The sequence below is a fragment of the Corynebacterium canis genome, from assembly GCF_030408595.1.
Classification (GTDB): domain Bacteria; phylum Actinomycetota; class Actinomycetes; order Mycobacteriales; family Mycobacteriaceae; genus Corynebacterium; species Corynebacterium canis.
Window position 1 is genome coordinate 988417 of record NZ_CP047080.1, and the last position, 17176, is coordinate 1005592.

Annotated in this window: 15 protein-coding genes and 1 tRNA gene; 8 read left to right on the forward strand and 8 right to left on the reverse strand. The window is 59.6% G+C overall.

From position 1 onward, the window contains the following. Positions 1-155 precede the first annotated feature (155 nt). The 5 genes from CCANI_RS04365 to CCANI_RS04385 all read left to right on the forward strand — a co-directional run bounded on the left by CCANI_RS04365 (position 156) and on the right by CCANI_RS04385 (position 5204). Positions 156-1598 (forward strand): glyceraldehyde-3-phosphate dehydrogenase, encoded by a 1443-nt coding sequence (locus CCANI_RS04365; RefSeq protein WP_146324916.1) that lies wholly within the window; start codon positions 156-158, stop codon positions 1596-1598. A 702-nt stretch (positions 1599-2300) separates the two neighbouring features. Then, positions 2301-3134: a cysteine ABC transporter substrate-binding protein gene (locus CCANI_RS04370; RefSeq protein ID WP_246118259.1), complete on the forward strand. Its 834-nt coding sequence runs from the start codon at positions 2301-2303 to the stop codon at positions 3132-3134. A gap of 12 nt (positions 3135-3146) precedes the next feature. Next, a complete protein-coding gene (locus CCANI_RS04375) occupies positions 3147-3806 on the forward strand; it encodes an amino acid ABC transporter permease (RefSeq protein WP_146324919.1) in 660 nt (219 codons plus the stop codon). Beyond that, the gene (locus CCANI_RS04380) at positions 3790-4467 is read left to right on the forward strand and encodes an amino acid ABC transporter permease (protein ID WP_146324921.1); all 678 of its coding nucleotides are present in this window, start codon (positions 3790-3792) and stop codon (positions 4465-4467) included. The genes CCANI_RS04375 and CCANI_RS04380 overlap by 17 nt, the downstream gene beginning before the upstream one ends. After that, positions 4464-5204: an amino acid ABC transporter ATP-binding protein gene (locus CCANI_RS04385; RefSeq protein ID WP_146324922.1), complete on the forward strand. Its 741-nt coding sequence runs from the start codon at positions 4464-4466 to the stop codon at positions 5202-5204. Before CCANI_RS04380 ends, CCANI_RS04385 begins: the two co-directional genes overlap by 4 nt. Before the next feature lie 10 nt (positions 5205-5214). Here the strand turns inward: CCANI_RS04385 and CCANI_RS04390 are convergent, their stop codons facing one another. Together CCANI_RS04390 and CCANI_RS04395 are read right to left on the reverse strand one after the other, a co-directional pair. Next, positions 5215-6648, reverse strand: coding sequence for a serine hydrolase domain-containing protein (locus CCANI_RS04390; RefSeq protein ID WP_146324924.1), 1434 nt, complete (start codon positions 6646-6648; stop codon positions 5215-5217). 130 nt (positions 6649-6778) lie between these two features. After that, positions 6779-7528: a cyclase family protein gene (locus CCANI_RS04395; RefSeq protein ID WP_146324926.1), complete on the reverse strand. Its 750-nt coding sequence runs from the start codon at positions 7526-7528 to the stop codon at positions 6779-6781. 108 nt (positions 7529-7636) lie between these two features. Between CCANI_RS04395 and CCANI_RS04400 the strand changes: the two genes are divergently transcribed. Beyond that, the gene (locus CCANI_RS04400; protein WP_186750323.1) at positions 7637-7813 is read left to right on the forward strand and encodes a hypothetical protein; all 177 of its coding nucleotides are present in this window, start codon (positions 7637-7639) and stop codon (positions 7811-7813) included. Position 7814: 1 nt separating this feature from the next. Here CCANI_RS04400 and pth read toward each other — a convergent pair whose 3' ends face one another. From pth to CCANI_RS04425, 5 genes are all read right to left on the reverse strand, one after another. Then, positions 7815-8417 (reverse strand): aminoacyl-tRNA hydrolase, encoded by a 603-nt coding sequence (pth, locus tag CCANI_RS04405; protein ID WP_146324928.1) that lies wholly within the window; start codon positions 8415-8417, stop codon positions 7815-7817. A 100-nt stretch (positions 8418-8517) separates the two neighbouring features. Continuing rightward, a complete protein-coding gene (locus CCANI_RS04410) occupies positions 8518-9129 on the reverse strand; it encodes a 50S ribosomal protein L25/general stress protein Ctc (RefSeq protein ID WP_146324930.1) in 612 nt (203 codons plus the stop codon). Between the two features lie 214 nt (positions 9130-9343). Continuing rightward, positions 9344-10321, reverse strand: a complete 978-nt coding sequence (locus tag CCANI_RS04415) for a ribose-phosphate diphosphokinase (RefSeq protein WP_146324932.1) — start codon at positions 10319-10321, stop codon at positions 9344-9346. A gap of 12 nt (positions 10322-10333) precedes the next feature. Beyond that, positions 10334-11806 (reverse strand): bifunctional UDP-N-acetylglucosamine diphosphorylase/glucosamine-1-phosphate N-acetyltransferase GlmU, encoded by a 1473-nt coding sequence (glmU, locus tag CCANI_RS04420; protein ID WP_146324934.1) that lies wholly within the window; start codon positions 11804-11806, stop codon positions 10334-10336. Between the two features lie 47 nt (positions 11807-11853). Next, on the reverse strand, positions 11854-12000 hold the full coding sequence (locus CCANI_RS04425) for a hypothetical protein (RefSeq protein ID WP_186750325.1): 147 nt from the start codon (positions 11998-12000) through the stop codon (positions 11854-11856). Positions 12001-12157: 157 nt separating this feature from the next. On the opposite strand from CCANI_RS04425, the gene CCANI_RS04430 reads away from it, so the two are divergent. Beyond that, positions 12158-14083, forward strand: a complete 1926-nt coding sequence (locus tag CCANI_RS04430) for a heavy metal translocating P-type ATPase (protein WP_146324936.1) — start codon at positions 12158-12160, stop codon at positions 14081-14083. A gap of 515 nt (positions 14084-14598) precedes the next feature. Beyond that, complete coding sequence (locus CCANI_RS04435) at positions 14599-16149, forward strand: peptidoglycan DD-metalloendopeptidase family protein (protein WP_186750331.1); 1551 nt, start codon at positions 14599-14601, stop codon at positions 16147-16149. A gap of 864 nt (positions 16150-17013) precedes the next feature. Here the strand turns inward: CCANI_RS04435 and CCANI_RS04440 are convergent. Further along, positions 17014-17085: transfer RNA gene (locus CCANI_RS04440), tRNA-Gln, on the reverse strand. Positions 17086-17176 lie beyond the last annotated feature (91 nt).

Here is a 17176-nt window from a genome sequence, read left to right on the forward strand (position 1 = left end):
TTGCTGATTATGCTGCCATTTCCGGCCTGTGCTGGGGGAATGATATCGGGGGTGGCAAAGTTCAGCGAAACCAATGTGAGGTGGGTAATTTTATCTGTGGGCCGTTGATGATCGGCACGAAAATCACCCACTCTTATACGGAGGAATCCTTACCCATGACTACCCCGGTAACCAACGATTGGAATGAGCGGATCGCCCTTGCCGAGCAAATGATCCCGCTGATTGGCAAGCTGCACCGCGACAACAACGTGGTCACCTCCGTGTATGGTCGGCTGCTGGTGAATTGCACCGACATCGACGTGATTAAGTCGCACCGATACGCGCGGCGCATCACCGATCAGGAGCTGCCACTAGCAAAAACCCTGCCTATCCTGCAGGAACTGGTCAAAATGGAACTGGGGACGGCCTCGATCGACCTGGGCCAGCTGGCGGCGCGCTTCGATGAGGAAGGCGGCGACCTGCGCGCATTCCTTGACCGCGAACTGGCGGCGGTAATCGGCACGGCGAGCGAAACGAAGCGCACCGATGTGGTGCTTTATGGCTTCGGCCGAATCGGACGTCTGCTTGCCCGCATTCTTATCGAACACCAGTCCGTGGACACCGGGTGTCGGTTGCGTGCCGTGGTGGTGCGCAAGAACAGCGACGATGACATTGTGAAGCGCGCCTCGCTGCTGCGGCGCGACTCCGTGCACGGCGCGTTCCGGGGCACCATCAGTGTCGATCGTGAGAACGATACTATCTGGGCCAATGGAACACCCATTCAGGTGATCTACTCCTCCGATCCGGCGACGGTGGACTACACCGCATACGGAATCGACAACGCAATCGTGGTGGACAACACGGGCCGGTGGCGCGATCGCGCCGGGCTGGAACAGCACCTGAAGTCCAAGGGCGTGGCCAAAGTGCTGCTCACCGCACCGGGTAAGGGCGACTTGAAGAACATCGTGTATGGGATCAACCACGGGGTGATCGAGGATAGCGACCAAATCTTGAGCGCAGCCTCGTGCACCACGAATGCAATCACGCCGGTGCTGAAGGCCGTGAACGATCGGTGGGGTGTGGAATTCGGGCATGTGGAAACCGTGCACTCCTTTACCAATGACCAGAACCTGATCGATAACTTCCACAAGGGTCAGCGGCGCGGCCGGGCGGCCACGCTGAACATGGTGATCACCGAGACCGGCGCGGCGAAAGCAGTTTCGAAGGCGCTGCCCGAGTTCGAAGGTAAGCTCACCGGCAATGCCATCCGCGTGCCCACCCCGGATGTGTCCATGGCGGTGCTGAACCTCACCTTAGAAAAGGAAGTCACGCGCGACGAGGTGAATGCCTACCTGCGTGAAGTCTCGCTGAACTCCGTGCTGCGGCAGCAGATCGACTACATCCATTCCCCGGAGGTGGTTTCCACCGACTTCGTTGGCACCACGCGCGCCGGCATTGTCGACGGCCTGGCAACCATCGCCCAAGGGAAACATCTTGTGCTTTACGTTTGGTACGACAATGAGTTCGGTTACTCCAACCAGGTGATCCGCATCGTGGAGGAAATCGCCGGCGCTCGGCCGACGGTGATCCCGCAGCGCAAGGAACTCGACGAACTGTAATCCCGAAATGGCCTCGGCCTGTTCGGGGGCAGGCTGGGTTGGGCTCGGGTGGGTTGGATTTGGGTGGGTTAGCCGGTCGGGGATGGGAGTTGGCTAGGCGGCGTGCGATTGTGCACAAAGTTTAATTGGTTGCACACCGTAGAAACTTTGCGTTTAAGGGCCTGTTAGGCGTCGCGGTATGTCTTAATACCCCATAATTGCCACAGGCCGCCAATTAGTTGTAGGCTACCTATTGAGTTGAACGGTGTCTACCGATATTTTTTACATCAAAATCCCAAAATCTGTGTAAAAAATATCGCACCGGCGGCCCTGGGCGGCCCCAGGCGATGAAAATTACACTTAAATCCGGGTTCGTGTGTAAAAAACTTCATGTGAAGTGGGCGACCTATTTATTTTTGGCCATTGGCGGGCTTCTGCCACGCACGCCGCCCGCGATGGAGCCATATTCACGCTCGTATGTCCTAGATTCGCCACCCCAAGCTGCGCGCCCGCCAAAGAAATCGCCACCGCAACAAGATTTCATTCACGGCGCACGCCCCTGCCTAGCAAAACTAGACAGATCGGTTTAGTATTACTGGACGAAGCGGTCTTAACGCGATGAAAGTTTCTATCTAGAAGGGTGGATCCCACATGTTTGGCGCACGTCCCCGCCACAGTTCCCGAATCTCAGTGCTGTTTATAGCTCTGCTTGCCATTGCAAGTATGTTTGCGTTAAGCGCTTGCGGCACCGAGGCGGGGAGCCCGAATGCATCTTCGACCACCGAGGGTTCTTCGGCTAGTGCGGGCTCGTTCCGCACGCTGGATCAGATTAAGCAGGACGGCAAGATCCGGATTGGCGTGTTTGGTGATAAAGCGCCGTTCGGCTACGTCGATTCCAATGGCGAATACGCTGGTTACGATATCGAGTACGGCAATCGCCTAGCCAAGGATCTCGGCGTGGAGGTGGAGTACACCCCGGTCGAGGCGGCTTCCCGCGTGGAGTTTGTGGATACCGGCAAGGTCGACCTGATTTTGGCCAATTTCACGGTGACTCCGGAGCGCAAGGAGAAGGTGGATTTTGCTAATCCGTACATGAAGGTGTCCCTTGGCGTGGTCACCCCTGATAACGCGCAGGTCAAGGACGTGAAGGAGTTGGCCGATAAGACGGTGATCGTGGTGAAGGGCACTACCGCCGAGGCTTATCTTGAGAAGAATCATCCCGAGGTAAAGCTGCAGAAGTATGAGCAGTACACCGAGGCAACGAACGCGCTTATCGACGGCCGCGGTGACCTCTGGGTGACCGATAATACTGAGGCGTTGGCGTGGGCAGCGAAGACCGATGGGTTTAGTGTGCCGATCAAGGATCTCGGCGATGTGGACACCATCGCGGGTGCTGTTGCGAAGGGCAATGACACGCTGCTCAACTGGATTAACGAAAACTTGGTCGAGCTGGGCAAGGAAGAGTTTTTCCATAAGGATTTCGAAAAGACTCTGAAGCCGGTGTATGGCGACCAGGTGACGGCCGACGAACTGGTTATCGAAGGCGGAAAGCTGTAGCGGCCCCAAGCCATGGACTTTTCCGTAGTTGTTGACAGTTTGCCTGTCTACGCCGAGGCGGCAATTCTCACCGTGAGGGTTGCCGCTCAAGGCATTTTGTTGGCATTAATTGTTGGTTTTGTGTGTGCCGCGATTGCGCACTTTAAGGTCCCGCTGCTCCGTCAAATAGTTGCGGGTTATATCGAACTTTCGCGCAATACGCCGTTGCTGGTGCAGTTGTTTTTCCTGTATTTCGGTTTGCCCAAGTTGGGTATTGTGATGAGTTCGGAAACTTGTGCGGTGGTTGGCTTGGCGTTCCTTGGCGGTAGCTATATGGCGGAGGCGATCCGCTCTGGGCTGGAGTCGGTCGCCGAGATCCAAATGCAATCTGCCTTGAGCCTGGGGCTTTCCCGCATGGAGGCGCTGCGTCATGTGATCGTCCCGCAGGCCTTCGCCATCGCCCTTCCGGCGCTTACCGCGAACGTGATCTTCCTGATCAAGGAGACCTCGGTGGTTGGCGTCGTCGCGCTGCCAGAACTGGTGTTCGTGGCCAAGGAGCAGATGGGGCAAGTGTATGAGACCCGTGAGGCACTGTTGCTATTGGTCACTTTCTACCTGATCATTCTGCTGCCGATCTCCCTGTTCGCAGGCGTGTTGGAACGAAAGGTGCGCGGACATGTTTTCGGATCTTGAGGTGCTGTTCCTGGGCAATAATCTGTTTCGGCTCCTGTCCGGCCTGTGGGTGTCCGTGCAGATTGCGTTGGGGTCGATGGGTTTGTCCATCGTCTTCGGTACTTTGTTGGGCGTGGTCATGACGTCGAAAAGCAAAACTGTGTTCGTAGTGACGCAGGCGTATTTGCAATTCGTCCGCATCATGCCGCAGCTGGTGCTGCTGTTCCTGGTGTACTTCGATCTCACGCGCGGCTTTGGCATTAACCTCGACGCCAAGCTCGCCGCCATTATCGTGTTTACCCTGTGGGGCACCGCCGAAATGGGCGATCTGGTGCGCGGAGCGATCAATGCGGTACCCAAACACCAGTACGTAAGCGCGCTGGCCCTTGGCATTGAAGGCGCAGAGCTGTATCGCCACGTGGTGCTGCCGCAGGCGGTGCGCGGTCTTGTGCCGCTGACCATTAATTTGACCAATCGTATGATCATGACTACCTCGCTGGTCGTGCTGATCGGCGTGGTCGAGGTGCTCAAGGTGGCGCAACAAATCATCGACGCAAATAGGTTCGAATATCCGGGTGCCGCGCTGTGGATTTACGGCGTGGTGTTCTTGCTTTACTTCCTCGTGTGTTTCCCAATCTCGTTGGCTTCCCGAAAGCTGGAAAGAAGGTGGCAGCTGCAATGACCACATCACTGATTTCGCTGGATAAGGTGGATAAAATCTACCCGGGCGGGTTTCAAGCGCTGCACCAGATCAGCCTTGATGTCGCCCCTGGGGAGGTTATTGCGATCGTCGGCCCCTCCGGCTGCGGGAAATCCACCCTACTGAAGACCATTAACGGGCTGGAGGACATTCAGGGCGGTGCTATTACCCTCGATGGCACCGTGATTACGGACGGCAAAACCAAGTGGAAAGACGTTCGAACCCAAGTGGGTATGGTCTTTCAAAACTATGAGCTATTTCCGCATCTCACGGTAATGAAAAATCTGCTCCTTGGCCCGAAGGTGGTCAAGCGCGCGGACCTCCGCCAAGCGGAGGCTCAGGCGCGTGCACTGCTGGCCCGTGTCGGTCTCGAAGAAAAGGCCGATGCTATGCCGCGCGAACTGTCTGGCGGTCAGAAGCAGCGTGTGGCTATCGTTCGGGCGTTGATGATGGAACCGAAAGCCCTGCTGCTTGATGAAATCACCGCGTCCCTCGATCCCGAAATTGTGCGCGAAGTCCTCGATGTTGTGATGGATCTCGCCCGCGATGGTATGACCATGTTGGTGGTCACCCATGAGATGTCTTTTGCGCGCGCGGTGTCCAACAGGGTGGTGTTTATGGATGCTGGCCGCATTGTTGAGATCGGTGACCCAGAGGCGTTCTTTACGCAGCCGAATACCGAACGTGCGCGAAGATTCCTGGATACGTTCGTGTTTTAACTGTACCGATTCATTGCTTATCGGCGCCGCGACAAGTGCGCGACCAAAGCGTTTCACGGAGGACTACAATTCCGGTGAGCACGTGGATTTGCACCAAAATGGTCCAAAACAGTCCGGCGATGTCTGGGGCCCCGACGCTGAGTTCGTCGCAATTGCAATCCGTGACTATTGGGGTGCCGTAATAGATCGTGAGCGCACCTCCGATTCCGAGAAGCAGTGGGACGGTGGTGCGCTTAAAGGCGTCGCGGGCGTCGCTAGGTGGGTTGGGGGTGCGGAACTTTAATGTGCTGCGCACGATGCCGGCCAGCAATAGGAGCACGATAAGGGTCTCGACGCTCAGTACCACAATATCGGTGGGAAAGATTGAGGCTCGTTCATTTTTGTTGAATTGGAAATATGCGTTGATATAGGTGTGGATCTCGTTGCGGCGGTGCTCGTCGTATTGTGTGCGCAGCCCATATTCATTGGTCAAAATGATTAGCCCGCGGTTGTCTTCGGGGACGAAGCCCAGGTACGAGCTATAGCCCCATACGCTGCCGGTATGGTAGATGTATTGGGTTTCCGTTCCGTCGCGTTTCTGGGCGGTTTCGTAGTACAGGCCGGGTCCGTATTTTTTGGTGCTGGAAACCATCGCTCGTTCGAAATCGCTGGGGGTGTTATGTGTGCGATGTTGCCGCAATTGCCAGGTTCCATAGTGTGCAAATTGTTCGCAGGAGCCGGCGAGAAATGCGGCACCAATGGCGCTTTGCCAAGGTTCGACACGGACGGGGAGGTGGCTGTGGAATAGCCGTTGGTGGCCCTTGGGTACCCGCTTTTGAAAGGCTTTCAGGTCGGCGATGATGGGCCCGGCTTGGCTGGACTCGCCGACGGTGTTGTTGAGCGCGGCGTTGATGGGCTGCCCAGTTGTGTCCTCGATAATCGCCTGTAGGAGCGAATATCCCACATTCGAATAGCTGTGCGTTCCGGGTGTGGGCAGGTCCGTTAGCTGCGCCGTCGCATCGACGAGCCCTTGTGTGGTCGGCTGGCCGCGCTCAAGGTTGGTGGGAAGCCCCGCGGTATGGTGGATCAGGTGTGTCACGGTCACCTTATTGCGGTCCAGTTGCGACCCCTCAAGCTGGGGTAATAGCTCAGCGACGGGGGTGCGCACATTGAGCTCGCCCTGGTGGTGCAATTCCAGCGCTGTCGCCGCGGTAAGTGAGGCGGACAGGGATCCCCAAGTGAACACGGTGTCGCGGGTGATGGCGGAGCCGTCGCCATCCGTGCCGAAGTAGTATTCCCGCGAAATCCCCTTGTCGCTGAAGTGGATAATGGCCACCCCCGGGGCACGGATGCTGCGGAACAGGGATTCGGCGGTGTGTGCCGCTGCGGGCGGGAGAGCCGTGAACACGAGCGCGGCGAGGGTGAAAAGCAGGCTGGTGATACGACGAGGACCCCTATGCGGCACGGTGAAATCCTAACCAAGCCACGTGTGCGATCACCAGGTATTCAAGCGTTGCGGGATCATAGCGTGCAGTTTAACGCCACCGGCATACACGGCTACCCCGGATTTCGTTCGAGTCTAGGGCAGGGAAATTTTATTCATTATCGGCCGGTAGTACCGCGAACGCACGTGCGGGGAATCCGGTGCCTTCGAGCGGCTTGGGCCAGGTGGCCACGATAAGGGCACCGGTGGCGGGGACATGTTTCAGGTTTGCCAGGAGTTCGATCTGCCAGCGGTCGTGCTGTAGCAACAACAGTTCGGTAGGCAGCGACCCGCCAGAAACGACGAATCCTTGGTCGGTGTCGGTGGTTTCGTGCCCGATCGCGGTGATATCGCGCTCATCGATCAGCCATTGCACCACCTCGGTGTTCCAGCCGGGGTAGTGGGCCACGCCGTCCGCGTCCGCATTTGCCATGGCTTCCGGGCTGGGCCAGCGTTCAGACCAGTCGGTGCGCAGCGCCACGAATGCGCCTTCGGGGATACGTTCGTGGCGCGCCTCCCACGCTTCCACGTCGCTTATCGACGGCGTGAAATCGGCGTCCGCGGCGGCTTCGGCGGAGAAGTCCAACACGACGAGCGGCAGGATCATTTGCTTGACATCGATATCGTCGAGGGTGCGAGCGCCGGCCACGAAGTGTACCGGCGGGTCCACGTGGGTGCCCCATTGGCCCACGAAGCTGTATTGGGTGATGGCGAAGCCGTGTTCTTCGACGGTAAAGAGGGTTTTGCGTTCCTCGTCGGGAAGGAGGTGGAAGCGGGGTTGTCCGGCGTGGAATGAGTGTGTGAGATCCACGTAGCGATGGTTGTTGCGTAGCGTGGCGGCGAGGTCCCAAAGATTAGTCATGGCAGACAGCTTAGTCTGTATTGTACGGACTGCATAGTTTGGGGGAGGTGAGGGTACCCTGCGGCGTGTAATTCGGAAGTTGTAAAAGTGTCAGGTTAGGCTTCTCACATGAACATGGTGAAGTTGCGGAAACGGGTGGAGCACGGCGGGAAAAAGAAGTGCTGCCGCTCCAAAAAACGCTGCAAAACCTGCCCAGTGGTGCTTCACCGGCTGCGCAAAAGCGGGGCCTTAAAGCTGGACGATAAAGCCCTGGCCAAGGCCCTGGCGAACGCGCGAAAATGGTGAATCAGCGGGTGTGAATCTGGTTCTGGGCGTAGGCCAAACCGTGGCTGATCAGCAATTCGATGCCATCGGCGGCGGTCGCGCAGATAGCCCCCAGATCCGCCGCCTCCGAGTTGGAAAACGGGCGCAACACATAATCGGCGGGGTCTTGGCGTCCCGGGGGGCGGCCCACCCCGATGCGGGCCCGGTAGTAATCGCGGGTGCCCAACGCCTTGGATGTGGATTTCAGGCCATTATGGCCGTTTTCACCCCCGCCGAATTTCAGGCGGACTGTCCCGAAATCCAGGTCCAGCTCGTCGTGGACCACGATGATGCGGTCGGCGGGGATGCGGAAGAAACCCGCCAGGGCCTTGATCGGGCCACCGGAGAGATTCATAAAGCTGCGGGGCTTTGCCAGAATCACTTTGGTCTCGCCGAAGCGGGTTTCGATTGCCTCTGTGTTCGACTTCTTGTGTATCGAAAACGTGGACGGCATCGGGTGGGTGCGTTCGGCTAATTCATCCACCACCATCTTGCCCACATTGTGGCGGGTGGCTTCGTAGCGGGGGCCGGGATTGCCAAGGCCCACCACCAAAAACGGGGAATCCGGGGAGGTCGCTTCAGTCACGCAGGATATTGTCCCACACGTTGCGGCACGGGCATGCGAAAACCTCCCCGCGCTCGCGGCGTCGCAAAGCGGGGGAGGTGTGGGGTGCGCGCGCGGACGCTTAGGACTCGGACGCTTCCTGCTCGCCGCCCTCGGAAGCTTCCTCGGACTCGACGGGCTCGTCGGCGGTCTCCGGGTACACGACGTTCAGGATCAGCAGCTCCGGATCGTCGGTCAGGGTGACCTCCTCGGGCAGGGTGATATCGCCGGCGGTGATCTGGGTGCCCACCTCGACGCCCTCGACGGACACGGAAATCTCTTCCGGAATCGAAAGCACGTCCGCCTCGACGCGGATCGTATCGGCGTCCTGAATGATCATGGTGCCGGGGGCCGGCTCGCCGGTGTACACGACAGGAACCTCAACCTCAACCTTTTCGCCGCGGTGAATGGCGAGCAGGTCGGCGTGATCGATCTCCAGGGTGAGCACGTTCTGATCAACGCTCTTGATCATGGCGAGCTGCTTGGTGCCCTCGATATCAACATTGATCACGGCGTTCAGGCCGTGGTGGCGCACGATGGCGGTGAACTCGAGGCGATTCACGGTGACGTGGGCGGGTTCGAAACCCTTGCCGTAAATAACAACCGGGATCAGGCCGGCGCGGCGGGCGCGGCGGGACGGGCCCTTGCCCAACTCGGTGCGGGGGGTAGCAGACAAAGCAAGTGCCTGAGACATACGCTGTTCTCCTTGAAGTGGCAGAAAAGTAAAAGCTTGTAGAGCAGCCACAGAAAAACCTGCGGCAGAACTCGCGGGTCATCGTCGAGTCTTCGCAGGTGAAGAAAACAATCGCGTCGATAACGGCCGATCAGGCCCTCGCCGAGACTTCGAAAATACTAGCACACCCGGTTGTGGGGGAGGAAGTTCGGCGAGGTCGGCAAGGCCGACGCGGTTAAGCCTGGCCTTCGAACAAATCGGTGACGGAACCATTGGCAAAGATCTCATGGATGGTCTTGGCCAATAGCGGGGCGATGGAAAGCACCGTGAGGTTTTCCCAGCCTTCGGTGGATTGCGGGAGCGTGTCCGTGGTGATTACCTCGCGCGCGCCGCAGCCGGACAAACGTTCGCGTGCCGGGCCGGAGAACACACCATGGGTACAGGCGATAATCACGTCCGTGGCGCCGGCATCGCGCAGCACCCCGACGGCGCCGGCGATGGTGCCGCCGGTGTCGATCATGTCATCGAGAAGCACGCAGGTGCGGCCGGCGACATCGCCGACCACGCGATTCGCAACGATCTCATTGGCCACCTCGACGCTGCGCGTCTTGTGCACGAATGCGAGCGGGGCGTCGCCAAGCGTGTTCGCCCACTTTTCGGCGACCTTGACGCGGCCGGCGTCGGGCGAAACCACGCAAATATTGTCCAACTGGTACTTGGCCTTGATGTAATCCGTCAGGATCGGCATGGCGTGCATGTGATCGACCGGGCCATCGAAAAAACCTTGGATCTGGTCGGTGTGCAAATCCACGGAAACGATGCGATCCGCACCCGCCGTGTACAGCAGGTCCGCGACGAGGCGGGCGGAAATCGGCTCGCGGCCGCGGTGCTTCTTGTCCTGGCGCGCGTACGGGTAGAACGGCAGGATCGCGGTGATGCGCTTGGCGGAACCCCGCTTGAGCGCGTCGATCATCAGCAATTGCTCCATCAACCATTTGTTCAAAGGCTGGGTGTGGGATTGGAGCACGAAGGCGTCGGAACCGCGGACGGATTCTTCGAAGCGAACGAAGATCTCACCGTTTGCAAAATCCCGTGCTGTCATGGGGGTTAACTCCACGCCCAGCTCTTTGGCCACCGCCGTGCCGAGTTCGGGGTGTGCACGACCCGAAAACAGCATGAGGTTCTTTTGGTTGTCAATCCAGTTAGCAGTCATGTTCGGTCTGCTCTAACCTTCCGTGGTCGTTGCCTCCGCTTCACCCAAGGCCCGGGCTGCCGCTTCGGCGGCTGGGGTACCAGGACGCTTACGTTGGACCCAGCCTTCAATGTTGCGCTGTTGTCCTCCGGAGACAACGAGCGCTCCGGGGGGAACATCTTCCCTGATTACTGTACCTGCTCCGGAATACGCGCCATCACCGACACTGACTGGGGCAATAAACATCGTGTCCGAACCGGTTCGCACATGGCTTCCAATGGTTGTGTGATGCTTATGAACGCCGTCGTAGTTGACGAAAACCGACGACGCGCCGATATTGGAATGCTCGCCGATCGTCGCATCCCCCACATAGGTGAGATGGGGGACTTTCGAGCCGTACCCGATGGTTGCCTTTTTTACCTCCACAAAGCCGCCGAGCTTGCCGTGTTCGCCCACGACCGTGCCTGGGCGGATATAGGTAAACGGCCCAATATCGGCATTGTTTCCGATCACAGATTCGAAACCGTGGGTGCGGATCACGCGGGCGTTTTCGCCGACAACCATATCCGTGAGCGTGGAATCCGGCCCGATCTCGCTGCCATTGCCAATCACGGTCTTGCCGTGCAGCTGGGTGCCGGGGTGGATGGTCACGTCCTGGCCAATGGTCACCTCCGCATCGATAAAGGTTGAGCGGGGATCGATAATAGTTGCGCCATTACGCATGTGCTGTTCGCAGATCCGACGATTCATTTCGGCGTTGAGCGCGGCGAGCTGCACGCGGTCGTTGACACCGGCGACCAGCGCGGCGTCGTCAAGCTTATGGCCACGCACGCTGCGGTCGTGGTCGCGCGCGATGCCCACGACGTCGGTAAGGTAAAACTCGCCTTGAGCGTTGTCTGTATCCAATTGCGTCACCGCATGGCGCACCAGCTCCGCGTCGAACGCATATACGCCGGAATTGATTTCTGTGATGGCGCGTTCGTGCTCGGTCGCGTCCTTTTCTTCCACGATCCGCAGCACCTCGCCATCGGCATTACGTACGATGCGCCCATACCCGGACGGATTATCGACGCCCGCCGTAAGCACCGTCACAGCAGCGCGCGGCTTGCGATCGTGCTCGGCGAGCAATGCCTTAAGTGTGTCCGAATTCAGCATGGGGATATCCGAAGTGGTCACCAGGACGGTGCCGGTGAAACCCGCGGGCAATTGCTCCAATCCGCAGGCCAGGGCGTGGCCCGTGCCGTTCTGCTCCTCCTGCACGGCGATGCGGGTTTCGGTAACGCCGTAGCCGCTGAGGTCCTCGGCCTCGATGGCGGGAATCACCTGGTCACGGCCGTGGCCAACCACAGCGATCAGATGCGCCGGCTGCACCCCCGCCGCGGCATGCAACGCGTGGCCTAACATGGTGCGCCCCACGACGCTATGCAGCATCTTCGGAATCGCCGACTTCATGCGCGTGCCCGCGCCGGCGGCGAGAATGATAACGGCGGTTTCTGCCTTTGACATGGGAAAACTCCAATTCTAACGAAGGGTTGTTGCTGGCGGTAGGGGTGCTATCGCTTACGATCTCCGAACCCCTCGGTGGTGCGGTGGGTGATCTCGTACAACGCTGGCAGGCTCGTCGGCTGGGTGTGGTGCGGGTCCGCAAGCATGTCCGCAAGGGAACCGTACGACGAGACCGACGGATTGGTGATTGCCATAGGCAAAAGGATAGTGGGAAAAGCACCTACAGACGGGGCATTGGCGCCAAGTATTTGCTTAAAATGAGGGCGCATTCATCAGTAGAACCTGAGTTTTAAAACGTGCAAAAGACAGTTGCGCGTCATGGGAATCAGCGCGAGCGCCAAGGAGTTGTAGATGAGCGAGTGTTGCGGTTGCGGTGCGGAGGCAGCGGCCCCTCCAACCGGCGCGCCGGAGGTTGAGCACAATCCCTGGTGGCGGGACATCAACCTGGCCTGCTCGGTGACGGCCGGGGCGTTGTGGCTGCTCGGGCTGGTGCTGGATTGGGCCGGTGGCCCCGCTATTTGGGCTTATGCGCTCGGCTTGGCCAGCGGCGCATATACGTTCGTACCGTCGACGGTGCGCCGGCTGGTGCGGCAGCGGGGTCGCAATCGCCTCGGCGTCGGGCTGCTGATGACCATCGCCGCGATCGGCGCCGTGCTATTAGGACATGTGGGCGAAGCCGCCGCGCTCGCTTTTTTGTTCTCAATTTCGGAAACCCTCGAGGACAAAGCCATGGATCGCGCGCGCCGAGGGTTGCGCGCATTGTTATCGATCATGCCGGAACGCGCCCGCGTGATCCGCCGCGAGCATGCCGCCGCAGGGGAGGAGACCACCGAGGAGATCCCGCTGGCAGAGGTCCGCGTCGGCGATTTGCTGCTGGTGCAGGCGGGGGAGCGGGTGGCCACCGACGGCCAAGTGGAGTCCGGCACATCTTGGGTGGATAATTCCGCAATCACGGGCGAATCCATTCCGGTAGAAATCGTGGTCGGTGATTCGGTGCTTGCGGGGGCCGTGAATGGCACCGGAGTGATCACGGTGCGCGCCACCGCGCCGGGCAAGGATAATTCGCTCACGCAGATCGTTCGCCTCGTGGAGCAGGCCCATGCGAACAAGGGGCAGCGGGCGCGACTCGCGGACCGCATCGCCAGCCCACTCGTGCCATTGGTGCTGATAGTAGCGATATTGCTGGCAGTGTACGGGCTGGTTATCGGGCAGCCGTGGGTGTGGATAGAACGCGCCCTAGTGGTGCTGGTGGCGGCCTCCCCGTGCGCGTTGGCCATCGCAGTGCCGGTCACCGTGATTTCCGCGATCGGTGCCGCCAGCAAACTCGGCGTGGTGATTAAGTCCGGGGCTGCGTTCGAAGAGCTGGGCACGATTTCCACGGTGGCCTTTGATAAAACGGGCACCCTGACGCGCAACGCGCCCGAGATTGTGGACGTCCATGTGTGCCCCGGTTTCAGCTACGAACAGGTGTACGCAACCGCCGCCGCCTTAGAGGTCCAAAGCCAACACCCGCTGGCGGCGGCCGTGATAGCGCATGCCCAAGATATTCCCGCCGCCAGCGAGGTGGTGGAGCTTCCCGGCCTCGGGCTGCAAGGCCGGGTCCACGGGCGCAACGCCAGGGTGGGCAGTGTGCAGTGGGTCGGCGCGGCGGACGCGGCGGAGCGAGCGGAGGAAATGGCGGATCATGGGATGAGTGTGATCGCAGTGGAGATCGACGATCGCTTGGCCGGGCTGCTCGGGATCCGCGACGAATTGCGCCCAGAGGTCGCCGAGACGGTGGCGGCGTTGCATTCGCAAGGAATTGCTACCGTAATGCTGACCGGCGACAATGCGCAGACCGCGCAGGTGCTTGGGGGCCAGGCCGGGATTTCCCAAATATTTGCGGAGCAATTGCCGGCGGATAAGGCGCGCCGCGTGGCGGATCTGCAGGCCGCAAGCCCCACCGCGATGGTGGGCGACGGAACCAACGATGCCCCCGCCCTGGCCGCCGCGACCGTGGGGATAGCCATGGGCGCGACCGGAACTGCTGCCGCCGTGGAGAGTGCCGACGTCGCGTTCACCGGCCACGACCTGCGACAATTACCGTTAGCCTTGGCGCATGCCCGGCGTGGTAGGCGGATCATGCTGACCAATATTGGGATGGCGTTGGCGATCGTGATCGGCTTGTTCCCCTTGGCGTTATTCGGGGTATTAGGCCTGGCTACGGTGGTGTTTATCCACGAGATCGCGGAGGTTGTGATCATTGCAAATGGAATGCGGGCCGCGCGCATCGGCTGAAACAACGGCGGGAAATCTATTGGGCGATCCTTGGGCCGCGCGCGGCTGGCTTTCAGGTTTGTGGTTGGGCCTTGTCTGTGTGCGATCGGGAGTTCGAATATGGGGGTGTGCGCTGGTTCGGGATCGCGGGCGGATCGAACATTTGAAAGATCGTGATGGGGGCTCGCGCGGGCGTGGTGGGTGCCGGAGAGGGTGCGGCCGGGGCGTCGATAAGCGGGGGCGAATGTTTAATGAGTGATTGGTGTTGCGTGAGAGCGGTCGTGGGACAGCCTCAACGGCGCGCGCGGAATTGATAGGGAAACACTACGTGGTGTCTATTGTGCTCATATTCGGGGGTGACACCATGGAAACCTAGGCGTTCCCGCCCGACGCGGAACGGCCCGGCGGCGACGTCCGCATTGGCGCATCGGAGCTCAAAAACAGCCGGAGATGCGCGGCAATCCCTCACCCCGACTCAGGCGCGAAATGCGCAGCTTAAGCGACGGAAGGAGTTGAACTTGGCCAGGCAATACCCGATGAAAAAAGACAGTTACACGATCTCTTCAGGCTGGGGTCCGCGCGCCGGCGGCTTCCACTACGGGCTGGACTTTGCGGCGCCCGACGGCACCTCCTTTTACGCCTGTGCGGGCGGCAAAGTGCTGTTTATTGGCGCTGCTCAGGGCTATGGTCAGTGGATCGTGATCGATCATCCGGCTAGCGAAGGAGGCGGCTGCACAGAATACGGACATATGTGGAACGCGTTTGCTACTGGGCTGAAGGCTGGGGACTGGGTTTCGGCCGGGCAGCTCATCGGCTATGTGGGCAGCAACGGCGGATCGACGGGCCCGCACCTGCACCTTACCGTGTGGGAACGTGCGTACGGTGGCCGACGTATCGACCCCGCGCCATGGTTGGCCGGTTGCCCGCATCCGGGAGAAACTCCAGGTACCGGAGGGCAAAATGGGAACGCTTCGAAGGAAGGAGCAGCAGTGACGATTTTTGGCGTCGACGTATCTGAACACCAGAACGGTATGAACTTGGGTTTGGCCGCGGCGGAAGCGGGGCTGGACTTTGCTATTGTGCGGACCACGGATGGCACCCACCGCGATCGTGTGTATCGATCGCATATGCAAGATGCTGAGAGCGCCGGATTGATTACTGCGGCCTATCATTACCTGCGTAACCCGAGCGAGGGACGTCCGATTTCGGCGCAGGTTCAAGCTTCGATCGAGGTGATGGGTGACTATCGACGCCCCATCTGGATCGATGTTGAAACTCCCGCTGGGATCCATGTGGATCATATCCGTGAGTGCAAACGCTTGTTTGAGCAGGCGGGGGTGCGGGTGATCGGCTGCTATTCATACGTTCCATATTGGGAACGCAAGATCGCGCCCCGCGAGCCCGATAGCCACGAATTCGGCCACTTTTGGGTGGCGGCCTACGGGCGCAATCAACCGGGCGCGGCGCAGGCCATTTACCCTGGCAACGAGCACCGGCAATGGACCTATCCGCTCGGCGGCCAGGTGCCAAGTTTGTGGCAATACAGCTCCGAAGCCAGGTTCGGTTCGTGGCGCGGCGGCACCTCCGGCGTGGACATCAATGCGTTCCGCGGCACCAAAGAAGAATTGAGAACCCTGTTCTATGGCACACCGGCAGACCCCGTAGCATCCGAGGAGGCACCCCGCATGGAAAAAATGACCCGCTGGCTACTCGACCAATTCGTCGGGCCCGAATGGTCGGACGGCAAACCGAGGTTCTCCGGCTGGGCGCAAACCGAAGGCCGCACCTTTGTGGACTACGTGGTAAGCAAACTCAAACTCATCCCGGATATGGCTAAGGCCGTTGGGGAGCTTCCCGGGAAGCTCGACCGCACCGAACAGCTCCTCATTGAAATGGCCAAGGCCGTAGCGGAAATCCCCGCCCGGTTGGACACGATCGAAGCCGAGCTGAAAAAGACCGGCGGGGCGGCGGCTGGTGAGGTTGCGGCGGCTCCGGTGGAGGTGGCTGAGGCTGAGGTGGGCCCGGTTGCTGAGGATGCTGTGGCGGTTGAGGCGGTTGAGGCGGGCCCGGCGCCGGCCGAGCGGTAAATCGGATAGATTGTGTGTCCTTGCGGATAGGTTGTGTGCAGCCATTGACCTGCGATCGTCCTGAATTTCTTCTTTGGGGCGCGTAACGAAGAATAAAAAGACGATTTGCAGCGTTTTTGGCCCAGATTCGTCCGGAATTTCTTCGTAAGACCCTCGAATGAAGAATAGAAAGACGAGCCCAGGTCGGCGGTTGTGTACAACCCATCACCGCGATGGTGGTTACGTGCAACTTATTGCCGCTGGGGTGATTTGGGGGCCGGAATCGGCCAATGGTTTTCCGTGCTGAGTCCTGCGCTCAGGCAGATTCGACACGCAGGCCGCTGCGCGGTGGCGTTTCCGCAGGACGCCGAATTTGCCATGTTAGATCTGCCTGAGGCAGATCCGGATAAGGAAGTTGGTTCGAGAAAGCTCGACCCTTATCGCCTGGGAATGTCTTCCCGTCCGCTTCCGCCGCTAGGTCGCGTGCAGCTCCGGATAGGTTGTGTGCAGCCATTGACCTGCGATCGTCCGGATTTTCTTCTTTGGGGTGGTCAACGAAGAATGGAAAGACGAGCTGCGGCGTTTTTGGCCAAGATTCGTCCGGAATTTCTTCGTAAGGCCCCCGAATGAAGAATAGAAAGACGAGCCCAGGTCAGCGATTGCGCACACCCCATCGGCGACCTAGGTGGTGGCGTACAACCTATCAGCCCGCCGACAATCGTGCCGATTGCCTGCTGCTCATGAAGCTGGTGCACCTGGCGATCGGCGCTTGAGGAAGGATTGTCGGAAAGGCCACGCACAAGGCGATTACCTGCAAGTCGATTACCCCAAGCAAAAAGCCGCCCGTCTGCTTCGCTTTCGCAGACGGGCGGCCATTTTTCTGTGCTGCCCCACCAGGACTCGAACCTAGAAAGCTGGTACCAAAAACCAGAGTGTTGCCAATTACACCATGGGGCATTGAACGTCGGCGGCTAGCACCGCGCGGTTCGGGTGACTACTATACCGCATTGTCGGCTTTTCGCATATTGGCTGGTTGACCCCCAGATGT